Here is a 20,483-nt window from a genome sequence, read left to right on the forward strand (position 1 = left end):
GGCAGAATGTGCGCTGAGCAGGAGTAAGTAATGCGTTTTGCATTTGTGGGTTGTGACAGAAATATCGGCGTACTGGAAAGTCTGCAAGCCTCAGGCTGGACTTTGCTCAAAGCATACAGCCAGTTAGCCACGGAGGTCTCGGGCAGCAATCAACAACTGACTGCATTGGCGGCCTTGCAGGGTATTCCGCTGCAATTAAACCGCATACAGGCTGCCGATTTGCAGAGCCTGGCAGATGCTGGATGTGAGGTCCTGATCGTGGCCAGCTATAACCATAAAATTCCCGACTGGCGTGCTTATCTGCCGTATGCAGTGAATTTTCATCCTTCACCGCTGCCAGTCGGGCGCGGACCTTATCCGCTGATTCAGGCTATCCTGCGCGGACATCGCTCCTGGGCGGTGAGTTGCCACCGTATCGATGCAGGCTATGATACCGGCGCGGTGCTGGATGCCGAGGCTTTTGCGCTCGATGAGTACGATACGCATGAAACCCTGCACCTGAAAATACAGATCGCCAGCCAGGTGCTGGCGACCAGGGTCGCAGCCGGATTTGGACAGTTATGGCGTGAGGCGCAAATTCAGGATGAGGGTGAATACTGGCCTATGTTCAGTACGGAAGATCAGACGCTGGATTGCAGTGGCAGCGTCGCAACTATCCGGCGTCAGTTACGCGCTTTTGGCGAGCTCGGCTGTTATACCCGTTTTCAGGGACGAAAAATCCAGGTGCAGCGAGCCAGTGCCTGGCCTACCGGCCACAGTCTGCACCCTGGTACCCTGCTACATCACGCTGGGAATACGCTGGTGCTGGCTTGTGCTGATGGCTATCTGGCTTTACAGGACTGGCGCTATCTGCCGGACTAGAGCTTGCAATGGACGAGGTTTGTAGTGCCAGTTTGTTTTGCCGTGTCTTACGCCATTGTTTAAGCCTATAGATTTGTTCAGCGACCAGGCGATGCCAGCGGCTGTTCTTCACGCAATGAAATTCCAGATAATCGACTTGTTCTGGTCCCCAGCGGGTTTTTGATACGTCTTCGCCGACAGATAAGTTGATGGCCGGGATGCCGCAACGGATAGCCCATTGTATGGTCTCCGCGACCAGGGTGGTCATCACACTATACTGACCATAGTTCAGGTCGTAGCCGGAATAATACAGATAGACTTGCTGCTCCATGCGGAAGGCCAGCCTGAGTGCGACTATCTTGCCGTTCAGTTTAAGAACCAGTAGCAGACAGCGTTCCGAAAACGGACTGTTGAGCAAGGCTTCCAGCAGTGCACGATGGCGCGGCGCGGCGAAATAATCGGGATGCTGTATGGTGTCACTGGCTGCTGCGCGCATGCCATGCAATTGGTAAAACAGCGGTAGCAGCGGCAGGATTTGCTCGCGCCCTTGCAGCACACAGAATTCCGGTTCCAGCTGATCGCGTTTCAGCGAGTTATAGCAGCGCCGCAGCGATTCCTTGATATTGCGCTTTAACTGGGATTTGAAACTATCCCAGTCCGTGCCCAGATGCAGTACAAAGTTAGGAATCTCGCGGCTGGTCAGCGCATGCAAGGCATGATGGGTTTGCAGGAAGTGCCGTGCACTATTTGCATCCTGCACTAATTGAAATTCTGTCAGTCCGAATAGCTCTTCTCTGGAAATCTCTTCCCAACACTGCAAAACCCGTTCACGGTAAGCCGGCAGGCACAGCGGCAGTCTTAGCTCAGTCAGATTCGGGTCAGCTCCGAAGGGGCGTACATAACGGTACAGATGAAAATGATGCGTGCCGACATAGGCATTGGTGAGCGGCAGCACTGCGACCAGATCCTGGCCGGAAAACAGCGCGCAAATCAGCAATTCATCCTTGCGCCAGCCAGTCCGTTGAGCAAAGCTAGTCCACCAGACCCGGTTCCAGTCATAAGTCTGAAACGGCAGCAAGTCTGTCACCTGAGTCTCCAGCTTGCGCCAGGCATCTGCCAGTGCATCGAAGTCGGCCTCGGATCGGATTATCTTTTTCTGTAAATGGCTCATGCGTACGGATTCACTCAAACAAACAACTCATTCGGCGTATGTCTATATGGAAACTTAATAGCTACACTGTGTTACAAGAGCTTAGCTTATGCCATGATTTTTCGTTTCAGGCAACTCATTTCAGTGCAATAAACAGGATGAAGCGATGAACTGGTCTGTTTGTAATTGCGTGACCAGCCAGGCGAAAAAGCTTATCAAGCTAGCTTGTGAGGATAGTTTTTTCGAATTGAGGCCTGACTGGTATGCAGCGTAGGTGCAAAGACGAGTGCTCTGCGGGCGCGCTGACTATCGCTGACTATGACTGTCAGACCAATACCGGATGTTTGCTGCATACAAGGCTGATACCTGCTCACTAGATTATGCTGCGTTGAGCCTTATCAACGCTTGCTACAACTGAATCAGCATACTGATAACTATCCGGCGTGCGGCCTTCATCTCCCTCTATGTAAAAAAAGGCGATTTGACAGAGCTTGTTTGCCAGGATTGTTTACTCCACTAATTACCGAGGTGAGCGATGAAACTGATGATAGATTTGTTTTCTACTGATTATGGTCTGATGAGCCTGGGCGTGATACTTTTTGTGCTGTTTATGGGGGTGTTTTTCTTCAGTATGTTTAAGAAACACGTCCAGGAAGAAATGCGGGCTAACAAGTAAGCAGCGCGATGTTGCGTGTAATAACAAGGCAGGGGGCGCAATCGCCTCCTGTTTTTTTTTTGAGTACAGCACCTTGGTCTCAGACCGCAAGTTGTATTTGCTGGCCAGTCTGGCGCCCCGCTCACTGTCCCTTTTACAGCATGTTGAGTGAAACTTGCTGGTACTTTGCATCATCGGTCAGCACGGGATCGAATTCCGTTTGTCCGTCGACACATACCCGGTTTCTGCCCTTCTTCTTGGCACGATACAGAGCGCGGTCAGCCGCATGGATCAAGGCTTCAGCATGGCCGTCATCCTTCTGCAGAGCGATCCCTATGCTGATCGTATAGGCGGGTAGGGCGGGGTTGGTTTGCTGTGCTGTTTGTTGTGCTAATTGGCGCTGAATTGCATATGCCAGCTCCAATGCAGTATCAGTAGAACTGACTGCAGACAACACGACAAATTCTTCCCCGCCGAAGCGTGCCAGCACATCATCTGGCTTCAGGTGATCACGTATCTTTTTGACGATATCTACCAATACCAGGTCACCCATACCGTGACCATACTGGTCATTGATAGCTTTAAAGTGGTCTATGTCTATCACCAGCGCACTCAGCCGTATTTGAAGCGAGGCTGCGGCTGCATTTTTCTGTTGATAGGCGATGTCAAAGCCGCGCCGGTTTAAGGCCTCGGTTAACGGGTCCGTTAATGCACGCTGTACCAGGCATTTCTGCAATTCATGGGTACTCATGAGCATAATGCCGACGCCTATTAACAGCGACATGAAGGTATTGCTGTACAAGTAGAACTGATGGGCGAATCCACCATGGAAAATATCAAACGGAGTTTCCTGCCTTTGGTATATGTGACAGGCATTAATCAGAATTGCCAGCGTCTGTATGAGTAGCAGCCCGACCAAAAAGTAAGAGGAAAAATGATGGTCGCCGTGCCGCAGGATTAGGAAGACCTGCAGCAGATACATACTGCATAAGAAAAAAGCAGCGATCACTATCCGTACTGGAAAATCGTCATGCAGCAGCAAAAACCAGAGTATGCCCAGATACGCTGTACCGGAAAAAACCAGTAAAGCAGGCCAGTATATGGGGCGCCTGAAAAAGCACGTCGTGCCGGCCACAATCGCGATGGTGCTGACGAACACCATGCAGTTGGCAATGATCAGTGCCCAAGCTTGTGGTAACACATAGACCAAGCCATAGCTGGGGCCGATCAAAACGGAAACCGCAGCACCTAAACACCAGTAACCCAGTCCCTGTATATCTTCAGGAAAACTGCGATAAGCCGAAAACATGACCAGACTGATCCCGGCAGCCATCGCAGTGGCCATTAGCACCATGGTATGTACGAGTTCCGGAGACATGTCTGGGGTGGGGGAAATTTGAATGCACGCATCATATCAAAAAACGCAGCATGGAAATTCCAAAAACAAATTGTAGTTGCGGCTTGTGATGACTGAGGTAGCCAATGCGCGAATAAATGTAGATAAAGCTTAGACTCAGCTTGACCTCAAAATATGAGTAAGCTTGTCAGCCGCATGCATGTCTCAGGCTGTTGTTTTTCAGTTATTTGATGAATACCTCAACATGATGAAAAAGCAAATCATTTATACTTTTTACTCTTTTAATAAAAACAAAGGTGTAGAAGTGAGGAAGCAGCATTTACAGAAGAAGAATGGGACGCTGGCCGCGATTTTTGCATTGTCGCTTAGCTTGAGCGCATGTGGCGGCGGGGGCAGCAGTGCCAGTGGATCAGATGGCAATACGAATGGCGGGACGCAAACGCCAAGCGTCACAGTCAGTTCCAGCGTCAGCACGGTCGCAGCGGGTGATGGCAGTGTGCAGTTGAGTGCCCAGATTACAGGTAGCACAAGCGCAGTGACCTGGAGTATCTCACCTGCTGGTATCGGCAGTCTGGATAGCACCAGCGGCACGCAGGTGAAATACATACCGCCACTGGCCGGTACCGTGCTGGCTGATACGCCAGTGACTATTACTGCCAGCGCTGGTCAGGTCAGTAAGTCTGTGAGTCTGACGGTACAACGCGCAGCCGGTGTTGCCTTGCTGGCGGGTGACTACGGACGTATGGTGGATGGTCCGGTAAATATCTCAAAACAGCTGCGTCCGGGAAATGCTGTAACCGATTCCAAGGGCAATCTGTATGTCATCAATAGTGGTATGTCCATACGCAAAATTACACCAGACGGCAATGTCTCCACCATTGCCGGTTCTGTCATGCAAGGAACACTCAAAGAGGGCAATGCAAATGACGTCAATTTTAGTTCATTGAACCAATTAGCGATCGCGCCAGATGACACATTATATGCAATTGATGTAATCGATAAAACGATCAAGAAGATAACAACGGCAGGTGTGGTCACTACCATAGCCGGACCTTTGAAACCCAATAACAAGGAAAGTTTTGACAAGCTTACTAGCCTTGCGGTTGCCAAGGATGGTAGCGTCGTTTTTTCTGATGCTATTTGGGACCAGGAGAATATGCCTGTCTCTGTTCCAGCTCCTAACGTGTATCGCGTTAAAAATGGCATTGTCGAACTCTTAAATAGTAAATCGAATATTAATGTCGTCGCCATGGGTGTGGATAGCCGCAATGGCGATATCTATGCCTTGGAAAGTTATTTTGGCGGCCTTGTGAAACTACAAATCACAGGCAGTAACATAGTGGCGCAGCCCTTCCAATGGTTAAGAGGACGCGGTATCACTGATTTCAACTATGCGGCTATTGCAATCAACAGTCAGGGTATCGTTTATATTGCCAGTATCACGGATAATAAAGTATTCGCCATGAATAGCGGCGCTAACCCGGTCGTGTTTTTATCTGCACCGGTGACCGAAGCGGAAGGCCTCAACAGTTTTCAGGATGGATTGCTTGCGACGGCGAAATTCAGTGATGTGAATGGCTTAGCTATTGATGCTGCAGATAATTTATATTTGACGGAATACCATAACGAGAAAGTCAGAAAAATTACGGCAACAGGCTTAGTATCGACCATTTCCGGTGCGCCGCATCGTGGTATTCAGTCTGGTTTGGCAACTGACAGCAGATTTTCAACTTTATTCGGTGTGACTTTGGATGCGACCGGTAATATTTTTCTGTCGGAATCTGGTTACAATGCGATACGGAAATTAGATAAAAACGGTAAGGTACAGGTTTTTGCAGGAGGAAATGCTGCCAGTGGCTACGCAGATGGTATTGGCAATGCTGCAAAGTTCAATTACCCCATGGGTAGTTTTATCAATGCTGATGGTGCATTGCTTGTTGCTGATACCTATAATCAGCTCATACGCAAGGTCGACACTAATCAAAAAGTAACTACCCTGGCTGGTAGGCAGGGTGTGTCAAGCCGGATAGATGGAAGTATATCAGGCGCGTCCTTCCGCTCACCATACAGTGTTGTTCAGGATAAAAGTGGGAACATTTATGTTGGTGAAACTTACTCTATCCGTAAAATAGCAACGACCGGTCAGGTGACGACCATTGCAGGTGGTAAATATCAGCTTGCTACCGTTGGTGGAGTAACGACTTTTATTTATCCGGACGGACCAGCTTTGAGTGCTGGCTTGGGATACGTTTATGGGATGACGATAGACAGTAAAGATAATTTGCTATTTGCAGATTGTTATTCACATCGGATCAGAAAACTCACACCCAACGGTGAAATTATGACTGTCGCTGGCTCGCTCAACAGCGAGCGGGGTAAAACGGATAGTAATGGTATCAATGCGAGGTTCGCTTGCCCCAATGCGGTAGTTGCGGATGAGTCTGATAATCTCTACGTACTGGATTACGGCAACCGCCTGATCCGTAAAATCACCCCGCAAGGCGACGTGACGACGGTCGTTGGAAATGGCAGCTATTTAAGCTCGGTCGGTAAATTGCCCGCCAATCTGAGTTCGTTATCTGGCTTGGCCTATGATAAAAATAGTCGTTCCTTGCTGGTTACGACTGATGCAGCCTTGTTCCGTGTGGTGTTGCCCTAAGTAACAAGCCGCTAGTTTGCAATGAAAATACAGCCCCGTTTGTTGAACAGACGGGGCTTTTTTATATGGCTGTTTGAATAAAACTTGTTAATTTTTGTAATTTTATACACAATGCTAAACGGGAATTATTTCCCCATTAAGTATTTCTTATCCAGCATTTTTACTCAGCAGCTTTTGCCAAGGGCCATTCATGTCAGAACTTTCAACCATCGCTGAAGCCTATGTCCGCTTAGTCCTGGCTGTCGGTTTGCATGATCCCGGTTATGTCGATGCCTACATTGGGCCGCAGGCCTGGCGCGATGAGGCACAGCAGTTGCCGCTGACGCAGTTGAAGCAGCAGGCCGCTGATTTATTGGAAGGTATCGCTGCGCTGTCTGACAGCGATGTAGAGCAAAAAGCGCGACAGGCATTTCTGCGCTTACAGATCGCCTCGGTGAAGACGTATATAGAGCAACTGATGGGACAGTTGCTGCCCTTTGATCAGGAGTCGCTGGCCTTATATGATGCGGTTTCTCCGCCACTGACGCCAGCTGATCTGGATGCAACACTGGCGGAGTTGGATGCGCTGGTACCGGGGCAGGGTGATCTCAATGCGCGTCTGTCTGACTACAACCGCCAATTCGAAATTCCGCGTGACAAACTCGATGCCGTGTTCACGGCAGCTGTCAACGAAGCTCGTGCCAGAACACGGCGCTACATCGCTTTACCGGACAATGAGAGTTTTGAAATTGCCTATGTCAATAATCAGGTCTGGAGTGCCTATAACTGGTACAAGGGAAATAACCGCAGCCTGATCGAAGTCAACACTGACTTTCCCATGTTTATCAGTCGTGCCATAGACCTGGCCAGCCATGAAGCTTATCCTGGCCACCATGTATTCAATTTGCTGCTGGAGCAAGACATGGTGCAGCAAAAAGCCTGGATGGAATATGCGGTCTATCCACTGTATTCACCCATGTCTTTTCTGGCAGAAGGCAGTGCCAACTACGGTATAGAAATCGCCTTCCCACATGCAGAACGTATGGAGTTTGAAAAGACGGTGTTGTTTCCGCTGGCAGGCATAGATCCGGAAAAGGCCGAGCTGTATTACCGGATACAGGCAGTGCTGCAGCAATTATCCTATTCCGGGAACATGGTCGCCAAAAGCTATCTGGATGGAGAAATCGGGCGTGAGACGGCAATAGCGATGCTGATGAAGTACAGCCTGTCAGATGCAGCACGTTCTGCGCAGCGCTTGCGCTTTATTGAGCATAACCGATCCTATGTGATCAACTACAACCTGGGTCAGGATACGGTGCAGGCCTTTGTCGAAAAGCGGGCCGGTAAAACCGATGTCGCGTTGCGCTGGCAAGTGTTTACTGAATTACTGCGCAAACCAGTCAGCGCATCCATGATGCATTGACTGGCACTGAATGGATGGCTTTATTCCCCGCGCTGCGCACTCAGTATCGCGTGGGCAATCAGGTCGATCGCTGGGCGGGTATTGCCTTGCTTATCGGTCCAGACTTTAGGTGTCAGCGCACCTGACAAACACACGCTTTCACCATCGCCCAGCGCCAATAGCGCGCTGCGCACGGCCTGTTGAAAAGTGATCACATTGCACATTATCGTATCGCCCTCATCGGTGGCGACTTTCAGCTTACAGGTTACATAGACCGAGCCCGCCTGGCCTGATCGCTGCTCTGCGATACCATACAAACGTCCTGCCACTAAGCCATCTATCATGGAATTCATCCCGGAAATTATTGAATAACGCGCATTAGACGATACTTAGTCTAAGATGGCAAATACAGATGTCAGCAGGCATGCTGAGTCCGCCCTTGCAGCCAGCCTGGCGCCGTACGCTGCAGGTGTGCCACTTTATCTGCTCGCCCTGAGACTGACATACAAGTACAATGCGCGTCCCCCAACATAGACAGGAGTGATCACCATGACCATGAGTTACGAGGAATATCTGGACGAAGTCACCACATTAATGACAGAAAATTTTGATTTGTCTGATGAAGCCGCGATCAAATATGTGATGCGTGCTCAGGCCAATGACTTTTTCACTTTGCATGATGATATGCCTGCCATGCGTACGTTGGAGCGCGCAGTGCAGGACGCGCAGACGATCTACGATCAGCGCCATGCATCGCGCCCCCACGTACCGCCAAAACGCAGCAATAAAGTTCGTAGCAAATAAGTGCGTAGCAAATAAGTTCGTAGCAAATCAGTTTGTAGCAAATAAGCGCATAGCAAGTAGTTCGTACTCATGACCTTGGCTGTTGGCTAGGTGCAACAGCATTCCGCATATTTACACGTCAATTAATTTACTTTCCATTAGTTTGATCTAAGCGAGGCTGTAGCTACCGCGTTTTCTGCTACATTGATTTCTATTAGGACTTACGCAAAACCGCCCCAGCTGCGTTATGGCTCCTTGTCGTACACTGCGTACTGTCTGCGTCGCCATGCCTTGCCGGGACGATTTCGCGTAAGTCCTCTCTATGTTTCATTGGTGGTGGTATCACCGGCAGGCGAAGCCTGCGCATAGTCAGTCTCCTCAGCTGACCTGATCCGTATGCGTTGCACCCCATGCCTGTGTACGTGATAGTGATCCAGCAATCACGATTTTCACGCAATAGACTTATTGGTATTTGTCACTATAGGGAGAAGAATGATGTGGAATATCTCTATCCGCGCCAGATTGAACTTTGCCATGCTTAGTCTGGGCGTACTTCTGGTGTTGATTGCAGCCGGTGGATTTATGGGGCTGCGTCAGTCTAACCATGCAGTGCAAACCGTGTATGAAGACAGATTGCTTGCCATGGGTCAGCTTGATACCGTGATACGCGCCATATTACGCAATCAGATTGAAGTCGCCGCCGCCTTATCTGCGGAACCGGATGCGATACAGCCGTATCTGGATGCAGTCAAAAAGAATAAAGAGATCGCCGATAAGGAATGGACCGATTACATGGCGACCTACCTGACGCCGGAAGAGAAAATACTGGCGGATCAATTTACCCAAAGCCGTAAGCAGTTTCTGGAGCGTGGTTTGTTGCCTGCATTGAAAGCCTTGCAGCAAAAAGACCAGAAAACAGCCGCTGACTTGTTCCGGGGGGCGATGCGGACTGAGTTTGAAGCCGTGAAAAAAAACATGGATGACTTATTGGCATTGCAGCTCAAAGAGGCCAAGCAGGAATATCAGAATAGCCAGGCAACGTTTAGCAGTTTTACCTGGGTTGCCATTATGGTGGTGATATTGGGGTTAGGTCTGGCGCTGGGCATGCGCTATTGGTTGATTAACTCGATTTCTGCACCGCTGAACCGGGCGGTAGATTTTGCTGATGCGATTGCGGAGGGGGATTTAACGCGCCAGATCCGTATCGACTCTCAGGATGAAATCGGTGAACTTTTACATTCGCTGCAAAAAATGAGTGGCAATCTTCAGCAAATCGTACAACAGGTCAGAACAGGGACGGAAACCATCACGACTGCTTCGACTGAAATTGCCAGCGGCAATATGGATTTGTCCGCCCGTACTGAAGCACAGGCAGGCTCACTGGAAGAAACCTCTTCTTCGATGGAAGAGCTGACCTCCACCACCCGTCAAAATGGTGACAATGCACGTCAGGCGAATACGCTGGCCTTGTCCGCTTCAGAGATCGCGGTCAAAGGTGGTGAGGTGGTGTCGCGCGTAGTCGATACCATGGGCTCGATTAACAGCTCTTCGCAAAAAATTGTCGACATCATCAGCGTGATTGATGGCATCGCATTTCAAACCAATATCCTCGCACTTAACGCAGCAGTCGAAGCTGCACGTGCCGGTGAGCAGGGCAGAGGATTTGCAGTAGTCGCATCTGAGGTGCGTAATCTGGCTCAGCGTTCTGCCGCTGCCGCCAAAGAAATCAAAGTCCTGATTACAGATTCTGTCGAAAACGTGGAACAGGGTAATCGTCTGGTCAGCGAGGCAGGCAGTACCATGCAGGAAGTCGTCAACAGCGTCAAGCGGGTGACCGACATCATGAGTGAAATTACTGCCGCCAGCCGTGAACAGGAAATCGGTATAGAGCAAGTCAACCAGGCGATCATTACCATGGATGGCGTGACACAACAAAATGCGGCGCTGGTGGAGCAGGCTGCTGCTGCCGCCAAGTCGCTGCAGGATCAGGCAGAAGAACTCGTGCAGGTGGTCGGTGTATTCAAATTACAGAATCAGTTCTCTGCAGCGGTTCAGGCTATGCCACAGGCACGGGCTAGCCAGGCCTTATTGCGGGCCTGATGTGCTGAACTGCTGACGCTATATGTTTGCTGCGCTGCCAGCTGTGCTGGCGCAGCTGGCGCGAAAATGATATGTTGCGTTTTTTGTTTTTACACGCGTCTTGCGTGTTTCCATCATGTTTGCTTCCCGAAGTTTTTGTACTCTGCTGGTGTTGCTGACCGTGTTGGCATCCACTGCCTGTGATCGCAAACCTGTCGCTTCAGGCGCCTCCGCAACTGCTACAGGCACCCAGTTATCTGGCCGTTTTCATCTGGCAGATTTATATGGACAGAATTATCCGCAACAGCAGACCGTGCTGTCCCAGAGCATACTGATCCGGGATAGTCAGCCCGCGCTGATGCAGGCGCTGGCAGCCGTGATCTTCCGTCATACCGCGATCAGCCCATTTGATGTCACGCAGTTCCGGCAAGTCCATATACAGCTGGCCGGAACGCAGAAAGACGTACAAAAAGAGAGCGGGAAAGCAGCAAATACGCCGCATAACTATGAAATACAAGTGACGCTGGGCCCGCAGATCAGACCAGAGCAGTTTGTTGCTTTACTCAATGAACTGGATGCACTGCGTTCAACAATGAAACCAGATGGCGAATTTCAATACAGTTTACGCTTCCCACCGCGCCAGGCCTTAGGCACGTCGCAGTGAAATGACGGTATGTATTCAATTTGAGCGCTCAGGCAGATGCTTACGCAGTATGCGGTTTAACTGTCCCGATTGCTGCATTTCATCCAGGCGTTTATCGATCTGATGAATGAGCTTAAGGCCCTCAGGATGGGCTTTGCTGACGGCATAATGCAGCGCGATGCGGCTGCTGCCCGGCAGCGGCACGATACGGTAGCGCTCATTGTCAAACGGCAGGATTTCTAATTGCGCGAAACCTGCAAAAATCTCCTGCATATCGATCAGAATATCGCAGCGGCCGATATCGAGTTTTTTCAACAGGCTCGTGTAATTCGGTGCGCCACTGTCTATGCTGGAAGCGGGCAGCTTGCTGTAGGAGGTAAAGCTGCCACGCAAGGCGCAGACTTTAAACTTAGTCAGATCACTGAGCTGCGTGACTGGGGCTGACGGAAAGCGCTGGCTTGCATACAAATAAGACGGTGTCAGTGAAAAATAGGAACGTGAAAACAGATATATCTGCTCGCGCTCCGGACTCTTCAAGGTCGACATGGAGATATCGATCTGGCTTGCGGCCTGCATATCGGTCAGACAGCGTAGCCAGGGCAGCAGTTTGATAACGGGATTGGGGAAAATCTGACGTAACAAATCGGCAGAGATGCCCTGCACTTCATTATCCCCTGTCGCCTGATAAGAAAATGGCGGCCATTGACTCTCGCCGCCACAGGCACGGGTTTGTGCATGCGCAGTTGCTGACGCCAATAAGCCGCACGCAACATAGTAAAACAGCTTCATAAGTCCCTTTCTGTCACATAGTTTGACTCTAGGTGAACGTGGGGGACTTGGCAAGTCAGACTATGTTAAATGACTAATTTAGATAACTAATGTAAATAAATAATTTAGTCACTATTGATGCTGGCAATCCGGTTTATTTCTGTATCAGTTCCGCGTGAAAAAAGCTGCCCGGGGCGGCCTGCGACAATTGCAGCAAGCGATCTATATTCGGATGTTTGCCTGGATGCTGCTGCGCATCGGCTGTGTGTTCGGCATACCATGCCAGCCCCTGTTGCGCTGCCGCCTGATCAATCTGCGATGCTGCATTGATCAGCGCATGATAGACGCGCACACTGCCGGCAGAGCCAGGCTGGTTTTCTATGCGTGCCAGCAAAGTACCATCCTGATACAACGTGATGGCAGCCAGATGATCGATGGTGGGCAGGGAGGATAAAATTTCTGAGAATTGCATATGCGGTCAGCGAAAAGTAAAGATGAAAGGGGCATATTGTAAGCGTGCTTCGGATGTTTTGCAGTGCTCCTGCTTAGCATCGCTGCCTGATCACGCAATGCTATCCTGGCTCGCGGACAGAGGCAGACATACAAGCATGCCGTAGCATGCCCTGAGGCATATCGTACTCATGCTCATTTTATAAAAAGTCACTTTTTTCCATATTAAATGGCTTCATCCAAGCTTGTGGAAACTCTGTTTTTTCAAAAGAATCGTATCGCGTCATCTGCTCGTCATAACTGTTCTATATCGTTCGGTTTTTTTCTGACGGATCGCTGACTATGTCCTTTACTCCCAAAAAAATCATGCTGGCAATCACTGCCTTGTCTCTGAGTGCCTGTGGTGGAAATTCCACACCAGCGCTCCCTTTGCTGACTCTGGATGGCGAAAAACCGATGGTGGTTGCGCATCGCGGTGCGTCCGGCTATCTGCCGGAAGAAACCTATGAAGCCTATGTGAAAGCGATAGAGATCGGTGCTGATGCGATAGAGCCGGACCTGATTTCGACTAAGGATGGCGTACTGATTGCGCGCCATGATCCGAATCTGGCTTACAGCACTGACGTTGATAAACATCCGGAATTTGCATCCCGCAAAAAAACGGTGAGTGTCGATGGTGAAGTGCAGACTGGCTGGTTCGCCAGCGATTTTACTTTCGCTGAAATCAAAACCCTGGGCGGCATTTCCACCGATGCGGAACGTCCTCAGCAATATAATGGCTTGTACAAAATCGTGAGTTTTCAGGAGATCATCGATCTGGTCAAAGCCAAGTCTAAAGAGACTGGCCGTACCATCCAGGTATATCCGGAAACCAAGAACCCGAGCTACCATCGTGCATTAGGATTGCCGCTGGAAGACAAGCTGATAGATCTGATTAATAAGGCAGGCTGGAATAGTAAAACTGCGCCAATACTGGTGCAGTCATTTGAGCCGGGCAGTCTCAAGGAAATGCGCAAAAAAGGCTTGAATGTACGCCTGGTACAGCTGATTGACGCCGATGATGTCGATCTCAAAACCGGTGCCCTGACATATGCTGCGCCGTATGACAGACCGTATGACTGGGCGCTGGCCGGTGATAAGCGCATGTTCTCCGACATGGTGACGCCAGCCGGGCTGGCTGAAATCAAAACCTATGCCGACGGTATCGGTCCCTGGAAGCGTTACATCGTGAGCGTGAAGGGCACAGTCGGTGTCGATGGTAAGCTGCAGGACATCAATGGTGATGGCAAAATTAATGAAGCTGACACGACCACGCTGGCACCGGGCAGTCTGATCGCCGATGCGCATAAAGCCGGTTTGCTGGTGCATCCATACACCTTCCGCAATGAAAAGCGCCGTTTAGCTGCGAATTACAAAGGTGATCCTAAAGCCGAGTATCTGCAATTCCTGCGCTTGGGTGTAGACGGCATGTTCTCGGATTTTGCTGACACTGCACTCAGCAGTCGTGCTGACTATCTGAAAGAAATGGGACGCTGATCCCGATGACTACGCTGGCCAGCTTTAATGACTGGCCAGCCTGCCTCAACTGACTGTGATAGCGCTTTTCCCACCCGCTGCGCGTTGCACCAGAATACGGGTGGAAATCCGTTCCGTCATTTCCTGTACATGAGAAATCACACCGACCTGACGCCCTTGCGCCTGCAGCGTATCGAGTGCATCCATCGCGATTTGCAAGGTGTCCGCATCCAGACTGCCGAAGCCTTCATCGATAAATAAAGATTCGACTTTGACACGCTGGCTCGATAAGGAGGCCAGACCCAGTGCCAGCGCGAGCGAAGCCAGGAAGGATTCACCTCCTGATAGCGAATGCACCGAACGCTGTTCATCTGCCATGTCCTGATCAATCACCATCATCGCCAGCGTATCCGGTATGCGTTGCAGCCGGTAGCGTCGCGCCAGTTGCTGCAAATGGCGATTGGCATAGGCCAGCAATACATCCAGCGTGATTTGCTGCGCATAATTGCGGAATTTTTTTCCATCAGCAGAACCGATCAGTTCACGCATCTGTTCCCACAAGCGGGTTTGTGTGGACTGCTGTTGCCACTCCTGACGCAGGCTGCTGTTATGTGCACGGCGCGTATCATCCTGACGTTGTTGCGCCATGAGCTCACTGCAGGCTTGCTGCGCCTGCTGCCATTGCTGGTGCAGACTGTGCGCATGGGCTTGCCATGCCTGCTCCAGCGTTTGTTCAGCAGTGTGCTCTGCCTGTGCCTGGTGTGGGCTGTCAGTCTCAAATGATGGCGGGGAGGTAGGTAGGGATTGTTGATGGTGAGCGACTTGCTGGCGTCGCTCAGTCAGGATGGCCGCAGCCTGCAAGCGCGCACTGGCTATCGCTTGCAGCGCATCTCTTTCAGCCTGTATCCAGTCGCCGTCCAATTGCAGCAAGTGTGCACACTGTGCATGCAAGGCAGGCAGCGCTGGCGGTGTTGTGCCGTTGCTGACTTGTGCAGCGCTGCTTTCGTTGTCATCCTCAACAGCTTGAGTGAGGAGCAAATCCGCGTGTTGCAGCAACCAGGTGTCCAGCGCTTCAGTGGCGCTGTGCCAGGCTTGCTGCGTTTCCTGCTGTTGTTGCTGCAGCAGTTCAGCGGCCTGCTGCAAACGGATTAATTCCTGCTGTTGATGCTGTGCCTGTTGCTGCTGTTGTTCGAATTGTTCACGACTCCGTTGTACTTGCTGTTGCAGTGCCTGAGCGACGATTTCGGTCGCTTGTCCATCCAGACAGCGCTGACGTTGCTGCTGTTTTTGCTGCAGCAGGGCCTGTGCTTCCCGCGTTTGTTGCGAACTCAGTTCCAGCGCTTGCTGTGCCGCTTCTTGCTGTTGTTGTGCCAGATCACGTGCATGGCTGGCGTCCTGCAGGCTGCGCTCCAACTCTTGCTGCTGTCGCTGGATTTGCTGCCACTGCCCGACCTGGATGCGGCACTGTGCATGGACATCCGCCGCTGCCTGTTGCCACTGTACTTGCCACTGTATTTGCCATGTCGGCGTAGCGCTTTGCTGCTCAGCTTCGGCCGTATGCAGCGCGCTCTGCATGGCAGCATCGATTTGCGCTAAGTCCTGCTGTATTTGTGCAGCATCCAGCGCGCACTGTTGTTGCAGACTGCGCTGTTGCTGACTTAAGCGCTCGCGTGCCTGACTGATCTGACTCAATTGTTCGCGGCACTGTATCTGCCGTTGTTGCTGGTGCTCCCATGCTGCCTGTTGTTGAGAATGATGCTGGCTGGCTTGCTGCCATTGCCGCTCTTGTTGCTGCACTTCCTGCTGATGCTGTTGCCACTGCGTTTGCGCCTGCTCCAGCCAGCTCTGAATCTGCGCGCTGTGTTCCACATCGGGCAAGCTGGCATCAGGCTGTGGCTGGCACAATACCCAGCGCAGGTGCTGTAATTGCTGCCACTGTGTTTGTAATTTGCTGTGGATCAGTCTGGCGTCTGTTTCTGCTTGCTGTAACTCTTGCAGTCGTTGTGTGCCGTGCTTCAGTTGCGCAGTCAGGGTGGTGATCTGATCGCGGCTGGCGGCTTCGCGCTGGCGGCAGGCGTCCAGCGCTGACTGTAAGCCTGTCAGCGCAGTATGCAGCCGGGTTTGCTGACCCTCTGCTGCATACGGATGACTGGCGCTGCCACACACAGGGCAAGCCTCGCCATCGTGCAGGCCAGCGCGCAAACTTTCCACATCCTGAGCACAGGCGGTCTCCACGATTTTCAATGCCTGCTGTGCCTGTAGCGTGGCGGCTTGCAGTGTCGGCAGTTCGCTGTGCGCTCGCTGCAGTTGAGTGCTGCTTTGCTGCTGCGTGTGATGTGCCTGGCTGAGTTGTTGTTCCAGCAGCTGTAACTGCTGCGCACTTTGCTGCGTTTGTGACCAGCAAAGGCTGAGCTCCTGCAGTTGTTGTTTTTCCTGCGTCAGTTGTTGTGCTCTTTGCTGTAATGCCTGCTGATCCAGCGCTGCCAATGCCTGCTGGCTCGCTTCACGTGCAGTTTGCGCCCGTTGCAGTGCCTGTTCGGCTTGCTGCGCCTGTTCTGCCGCATGGTCGTAATGCTGTTGCTGTTCGCCGAGTTGCAGCTCCAGCATCTGCAGCGTTTGCTGATCCGCCAGTAAGCGGCTGCGCTGTTCTGCCGCCTGTTGCAAGATACGGTCGGCCAGAGGCCAGACTGTGACCAGCGCCTGCCAGTGTGTGTGCTGCTGCAACCATTGCGCGTTGTCTTGCAATTGCTGCTGCAATTGCTGCTGGTGTGCGGTCTGTTGTTGCAGGCTGAGTGTGGCCTGCTGCAGTGTACTGCTTTGCTGCTGCTGACGTTGCTGCAGCGGCTGTAACTGCGCTGCCTGCTGCACGATCTCACTATCGAGCTGGCGCGCCTGTTGCAATTCTGGCTGGCTGTGCTCCCAAGTTGTCAGCGCTTGTTGTGCCTCGGCCTGTGCTTGCGCCAGCTGTTGTTGGGCTTCGCTGCTGCGCAGAGCAGTGGCTTGGTGTTGCAGCTGTATGTCTTGCAGACGCTGGACGCTGACCTGGTATTGCTGTTGGCTGTGCTCTGCCTGCCGCACTAAAGGACGCGCCGCCTGCACCTGCTCCACCCGGCTCAGTATGTGCTGACGCGGCTGTGCAGCCTGCCAGGCCTGCGAGGCTTGCTGCGCCTGGCTGTCCGCCTGCGCTGCCTGCACAGCCAGTGTTTGTGCGGTGTCCAGCCAGCGCAAGGCGGCATCCGCCTGTTCTTTGCGGCTATTCAGTTGCTGTACTGTGTGCTGGCTGTCTGTGAGTTGCTGATCGAGTGCGGCGCGCTGTTCATCGTTGAGTCCGGCATTGTCGCTGAGGCGTTGGCTCAGGCGATCCAGTGCTTCGCGTTCGGTCTTGGCGCGTTCAAAGGCGCGGCGTGAAATATCGCGGTAAATCTGGCTGCCGGTCAGCATTTCCAACAGCGCGCCACGTTCATCGTCATCCGCTTTTAAAAAACCGGAAAACTCGTTTTGTGCAAGCAGCACGGCACGTGTGAATTGCTCAAATTCCAGTCCTATCCTCAGACGGATTTCTTCTTTGACTTCGGTTTTTTTACCGCCTATCGGCGTCAGCTCCGGCAAGCGGTGCAGGCTCATGCTGGCAGCCTGCAATTTGCCACTGGCTTTGTTGTAAGCACGCTTGATGCTCCAGCGCGCACGGTAGTGCTGCGCATCGATGCCAGCGAAATCGACTTCGGCATAGCCTTCACTGCAGCCCCGGCGTAACAGATTGCCGCCATCCTGCTGAGAAATCAGTTCTTCGCCATCCGGCAAAACCTTGCCAGCGGCAGCGCGCAGCAGGCGCGGCGTGTTTTCATACAAGGCCATGCACAGTGCATCGAGCAAGGTACTTTTGCCAGCGCCGGTTGCGCCGCTGATCGCAAATAAGCCGGCCGATGCCAGAGGCTCCTGTTGAAAATCAAGTGCAAATTCTCCAGCCAGCGAAGCCAGATTTTTGCCACGGATCGCCAGTATTTTCATTGCGCTACTCCGTGCATTAATTCATTCAATGCCTGCCGCAATTCCAGTGAGGGGGCTTCCTGATAACGGCTTTGATACAGGCGCTCAAACATCTGGGCCGGGTTCAGCTGCGCCAGTTCTTGCGGCGCGCTCTGCTCATTCGGGTCATTTTTTGCCGTCGCATAAGATACTTCTATACGAACTAAGCGTACCGTCTTGCCCTCCAGTGCCTGCTCAACCAGACTGCGGATCGCTGGTTCCGGTTCTTGCAAGCGTACCCGTACCTGCAGATACGGTGGATAGTCTGTCGCGGGCAAATCGAGCTGACGCAGCGCCTCCAGGACTTGTGCCAGCGGCGCTGGTTGCGGCATCACGCGCAACATCGGCACTGCGCGCGGCACCGGCAGCGGTGTGACGCTGGCAAGCTGCGCTCCGGCCAGATCGACACATAGTATCTGATGCAGATAGTCCGTTTCAGCAAACGATAAAGCCAGCGGACTGCCGCAATAGCGTATATGTTGTTGCTGGCTGACTTGTTGTGCCAGATGCAGATGACCGAGTGCGACATAGGTCACGCGGCTATCGAAAATGCTGGCTGATAAAGCCTCGCTGCCGCCGATCACAATACTGCGCTCGGATGCGGCCGATACCTGGCCTCCGACCAGATGGCAATGGCCGAGTGCCACAATCGCCTGATCCTCATTGCGTAATTCCAGCGCACGCTGCTGCACTTGCTGGTACAGCAGGCCTATGCCCGCCATATACGGATCAAGCGCATCTTCCACTTTTGGTACATCGGCTGGACGCAAAAATGGCAGCGCCAGTGCATAGGCACGCGTGACTCCGTGGCGGTCGCGCAGCGGCAGGATCAGCTTGTCCAGATCGATGTTGCCATCGTCCTGGCGCGGTACAAAGCCGATCACATGGGTGTTGAATTGCTCCAGCAAAGGCAGGGCTGATTCCAGCCGTCCCGGTGAATCATGGTTACCCGCAATGACGATAATTTGCAGATGTGGCTGTACCGCTCTGGCCTGCTGCAGAAAACGGTAAAACATTTTTTGCGCCGCGGCCGAGGGATTGGCTGTATCAAACACATCGCCCGCAATCAGCAGTACATCGGCGTCCTGCGCCTGTATTTGCTGACACAGCCAGTCCAGGAAATGCTGATGCTCCGCGCTGCGGTCAAATTGCTGCAGAGTCTGGCCCAGATGCCAGTCAGAAGTATGTAAAAGTCGCAAAGGGATTTCCTGTGAAGACGGTGCCAGCCAAAACGGCTATTTTCGCATGCGTCCGGCAAATAAGGCTAAAGCCGCGCCAAAAGCACAGGGGCTCTGTTAGCATCTCGGCTTATACCAGACCGACCTGAAGGCAGAATATGGTACCCAAAAGACAGACTGTGGCGGCGCGCAGTGGCAAATCGCCGGTGCAGGCCTATTTGCTGGGAGAGGATGTCGCTGTTTTGCAAGCGGCAGCTCAGCTTGCCGCCACACTGGAGAACAGCAAATCTGCTGGACGCTGGCGGCCAGTTTGCGCGGACAGCCAGGCATCATCGAGGTGGTACCTAGTATGAATAATCTGAGTGTACGCTTCGACAAAAGGCGTTACGATCCTGCGCAAATGCTGTCCGCCTTGCAGAAGCAATGGCAAACGCAGAGTGCCGCTGCTGATCCTGTTTCGCACGCTGCGTCTGCTCCGAGGTTGGTGCAGATACCGGTGCAGTATGGCGGTAAGGATGGTCCTGATCTGGCGCTGGTCGCCGTGCATTGCGGCATGTCACCAGCACAGGTGATTGCCGCTCACAGCGAGGCGGAATACCGGGTGTATTTTCTGGGCTTTCAGCCGGGCTTTGCATATCTCGGTAGTTTGCCTGAGTCGCTGTTCACACTGCGCCGGGCTGAACCCCGGCTCAGCGCGCCAGCTGGCTCGGTTGGTATAGGTGGTGCGCAGACCGGCATTTATACGGCTGCCAGCCCGGGTGGCTGGCAATTGACAGGGCGCACTGCTTTAGCCTTTTTGACCCTGCCCGCGCAGAACCCAGCTGGTTGCAAAGCGATGATCTGGCACGCTTTGTCCCCGTCACGTAAGGAGCGGCTGATGCTTGAACTAGTGCGCGCAGGATTGCACAACAGTGTGCAGGATCAGGGACCTTACGGTTTTCGTCATCTGGGTGTGGCGCAGGATGGGCGCATGAGTGCCGGTGCGACGCACTGAGCGGT

The 20,483-nt window shown here is 52.4% G+C and carries 16 protein-coding genes; 9 read left to right on the plus strand and 7 right to left on the minus strand.

What is annotated here, in order from left to right; all coding sequences use genetic code 11:
• Nucleotides 1-30: 30 nt before the first annotated feature.
• Nucleotides 31-861, plus strand: a complete 831-nt coding sequence (locus EYB48_RS12515) for a methionyl-tRNA formyltransferase (RefSeq protein WP_162020696.1) — start codon at nucleotides 31-33, stop codon at nucleotides 859-861.
• Here EYB48_RS12515 and EYB48_RS12520 read toward each other — a convergent pair.
• A complete protein-coding gene (locus EYB48_RS12520) occupies nucleotides 746-2,029 on the minus strand; it encodes a GNAT family N-acetyltransferase (RefSeq protein ID WP_162020697.1) in 1,284 nt (427 codons plus the stop codon). The genes EYB48_RS12515 and EYB48_RS12520 overlap by 116 nt on opposite strands.
• Nucleotides 2,030-2,534: 505 nt before the next feature.
• Between EYB48_RS12520 and EYB48_RS12525 the strand changes: the two genes are divergently transcribed.
• Entirely contained in the window at nucleotides 2,535-2,666 is a 132-nt protein-coding gene (locus tag EYB48_RS12525; RefSeq protein WP_162020836.1) for a DUF3149 domain-containing protein, read from the plus strand.
• A gap of 133 nt (nucleotides 2,667-2,799) precedes the next feature.
• Here the strand turns inward: EYB48_RS12525 and EYB48_RS12530 are convergent, their stop codons facing one another.
• Nucleotides 2,800-4,023: a GGDEF domain-containing protein gene (locus EYB48_RS12530; RefSeq protein WP_162020698.1), complete on the minus strand. Its 1,224-nt coding sequence runs from the start codon at nucleotides 4,021-4,023 to the stop codon at nucleotides 2,800-2,802.
• Between the two features lie 178 nt (nucleotides 4,024-4,201).
• Here EYB48_RS12530 and EYB48_RS12535 point away from each other — a divergent pair, with 178 nt between their 5' ends.
• Together EYB48_RS12535 and EYB48_RS12540 are read left to right on the plus strand one after the other, a co-directional pair.
• Nucleotides 4,202-6,661 carry an NHL repeat-containing protein gene (locus EYB48_RS12535; RefSeq protein ID WP_162020699.1) on the plus strand — a complete coding sequence of 820 codons (2,460 nt, stop codon included), beginning with the start codon at nucleotides 4,202-4,204 and terminating at the stop codon, nucleotides 6,659-6,661.
• Between the two features lie 190 nt (nucleotides 6,662-6,851).
• Nucleotides 6,852-8,063 carry a hypothetical protein gene (locus tag EYB48_RS12540; protein ID WP_162020700.1) on the plus strand — a complete coding sequence of 404 codons (1,212 nt, stop codon included), beginning with the start codon at nucleotides 6,852-6,854 and terminating at the stop codon, nucleotides 8,061-8,063.
• Between the two features lie 20 nt (nucleotides 8,064-8,083).
• Here EYB48_RS12540 and EYB48_RS12545 read toward each other — a convergent pair whose 3' ends face one another.
• On the minus strand, nucleotides 8,084-8,386 hold the full coding sequence (locus EYB48_RS12545) for a single-stranded DNA-binding protein (protein ID WP_162020701.1): 303 nt from the start codon (nucleotides 8,384-8,386) through the stop codon (nucleotides 8,084-8,086).
• Nucleotides 8,387-8,597: 211 nt separating this feature from the next.
• Here EYB48_RS12545 and EYB48_RS12550 point away from each other — a divergent pair, with 211 nt between their 5' ends.
• From EYB48_RS12550 to EYB48_RS12560, 3 genes are all read left to right on the plus strand, one after another.
• On the plus strand, nucleotides 8,598-8,846 hold the full coding sequence (locus EYB48_RS12550) for a hypothetical protein (RefSeq protein WP_162020837.1): 249 nt from the start codon (nucleotides 8,598-8,600) through the stop codon (nucleotides 8,844-8,846).
• A 471-nt stretch (nucleotides 8,847-9,317) separates the two neighbouring features.
• Nucleotides 9,318-10,925, plus strand: a complete 1,608-nt coding sequence (locus EYB48_RS19380; protein WP_162020702.1) for a methyl-accepting chemotaxis protein — start codon at nucleotides 9,318-9,320, stop codon at nucleotides 10,923-10,925.
• Nucleotides 10,926-11,040: 115 nt separating this feature from the next.
• On the plus strand, nucleotides 11,041-11,568 hold the full coding sequence (locus tag EYB48_RS12560; RefSeq protein ID WP_162020703.1) for a hypothetical protein: 528 nt from the start codon (nucleotides 11,041-11,043) through the stop codon (nucleotides 11,566-11,568).
• A gap of 15 nt (nucleotides 11,569-11,583) precedes the next feature.
• Here the strand turns inward: EYB48_RS12560 and EYB48_RS12565 are convergent, their stop codons facing one another.
• Together EYB48_RS12565 and EYB48_RS12570 are read right to left on the minus strand one after the other, a co-directional pair.
• The gene (locus EYB48_RS12565) at nucleotides 11,584-12,336 is read right to left on the minus strand and encodes a substrate-binding periplasmic protein (protein ID WP_162020704.1); all 753 of its coding nucleotides are present in this window, start codon (nucleotides 12,334-12,336) and stop codon (nucleotides 11,584-11,586) included.
• Nucleotides 12,337-12,469: 133 nt separating this feature from the next.
• Nucleotides 12,470-12,787 (minus strand): DUF2322 family protein, encoded by a 318-nt coding sequence (locus tag EYB48_RS12570; protein ID WP_162020705.1) that lies wholly within the window; start codon nucleotides 12,785-12,787, stop codon nucleotides 12,470-12,472.
• Nucleotides 12,788-13,107: 320 nt separating this feature from the next.
• Here EYB48_RS12570 and EYB48_RS12575 point away from each other — a divergent pair, with 320 nt between their 5' ends.
• Nucleotides 13,108-14,301 (plus strand): glycerophosphodiester phosphodiesterase, encoded by a 1,194-nt coding sequence (locus EYB48_RS12575; protein WP_162020706.1) that lies wholly within the window; start codon nucleotides 13,108-13,110, stop codon nucleotides 14,299-14,301.
• 45 nt (nucleotides 14,302-14,346) lie between these two features.
• On the opposite strand, the gene EYB48_RS12580 is transcribed toward EYB48_RS12575, so the two are convergent.
• A complete protein-coding gene (locus EYB48_RS12580) occupies nucleotides 14,347-18,288 on the minus strand; it encodes an AAA family ATPase (RefSeq protein ID WP_162020707.1) in 3,942 nt (1,313 codons plus the stop codon).
• Nucleotides 18,285-19,505: an exonuclease SbcCD subunit D C-terminal domain-containing protein gene (locus tag EYB48_RS12585; RefSeq protein WP_162020708.1), complete on the minus strand. Its 1,221-nt coding sequence runs from the start codon at nucleotides 19,503-19,505 to the stop codon at nucleotides 18,285-18,287. Before EYB48_RS12585 ends, EYB48_RS12580 begins: the two co-directional genes overlap by 4 nt.
• 316 nt (nucleotides 19,506-19,821) lie before the next feature.
• Between EYB48_RS12585 and pxpB the strand changes: the two genes are divergently transcribed.
• Nucleotides 19,822-20,478, plus strand: a complete 657-nt coding sequence (gene pxpB / locus EYB48_RS12590; RefSeq protein WP_328823402.1) for a 5-oxoprolinase subunit PxpB — start codon at nucleotides 19,822-19,824, stop codon at nucleotides 20,476-20,478.
• The last annotated feature ends 5 nt before the right edge of the window (nucleotides 20,479-20,483 follow it).

Source organism: Cognatundibacterium crateris (assembly GCF_010078235.1).
In the GTDB taxonomy this organism is placed as follows: Bacteria; Pseudomonadota; Gammaproteobacteria; order Burkholderiales; family Burkholderiaceae_D; genus Undibacterium; species Undibacterium crateris.

Coding starts and splice junctions, on each gene's coding strand:
- EYB48_RS12515 (WP_162020696.1), top strand. CDS start 31: ATGCGTTTTGCATTTGTGGGTTGTGACAGAAATATCGGCGTACTGGAA.
- EYB48_RS12525 (WP_162020836.1), top strand. CDS start 2,535: ATGATAGATTTGTTTTCTACTGATTATGGTCTGATGAGCCTGGGCGTG.
- EYB48_RS12530 (WP_162020698.1), bottom strand. CDS start 4,023: ATGTCTCCGGAACTCGTACATACCATGGTGCTAATGGCCACTGCGATG.
- EYB48_RS12535 (WP_162020699.1), top strand. CDS start 4,202: ATGTCTCAGGCTGTTGTTTTTCAGTTATTTGATGAATACCTCAACATG.
- EYB48_RS12540 (WP_162020700.1), top strand. CDS start 6,852: ATGTCAGAACTTTCAACCATCGCTGAAGCCTATGTCCGCTTAGTCCTG.
- EYB48_RS12545 (WP_162020701.1), bottom strand. CDS start 8,386: ATGATAGATGGCTTAGTGGCAGGACGTTTGTATGGTATCGCAGAGCAG.
- EYB48_RS12550 (WP_162020837.1), top strand. CDS start 8,598: ATGAGTTACGAGGAATATCTGGACGAAGTCACCACATTAATGACAGAA.
- EYB48_RS19380 (WP_162020702.1), top strand. CDS start 9,318: ATGATGTGGAATATCTCTATCCGCGCCAGATTGAACTTTGCCATGCTT.
- EYB48_RS12560 (WP_162020703.1), top strand. CDS start 11,041: ATGTTTGCTTCCCGAAGTTTTTGTACTCTGCTGGTGTTGCTGACCGTG.
- EYB48_RS12565 (WP_162020704.1), bottom strand. CDS start 12,336: ATGAAGCTGTTTTACTATGTTGCGTGCGGCTTATTGGCGTCAGCAACT.
- EYB48_RS12570 (WP_162020705.1), bottom strand. CDS start 12,787: ATGCAATTCTCAGAAATTTTATCCTCCCTGCCCACCATCGATCATCTG.
- EYB48_RS12575 (WP_162020706.1), top strand. CDS start 13,108: ATGTCCTTTACTCCCAAAAAAATCATGCTGGCAATCACTGCCTTGTCT.
- EYB48_RS12580 (WP_162020707.1), bottom strand. CDS start 18,288: ATGAAAATACTGGCGATCCGTGGCAAAAATCTGGCTTCGCTGGCTGGA.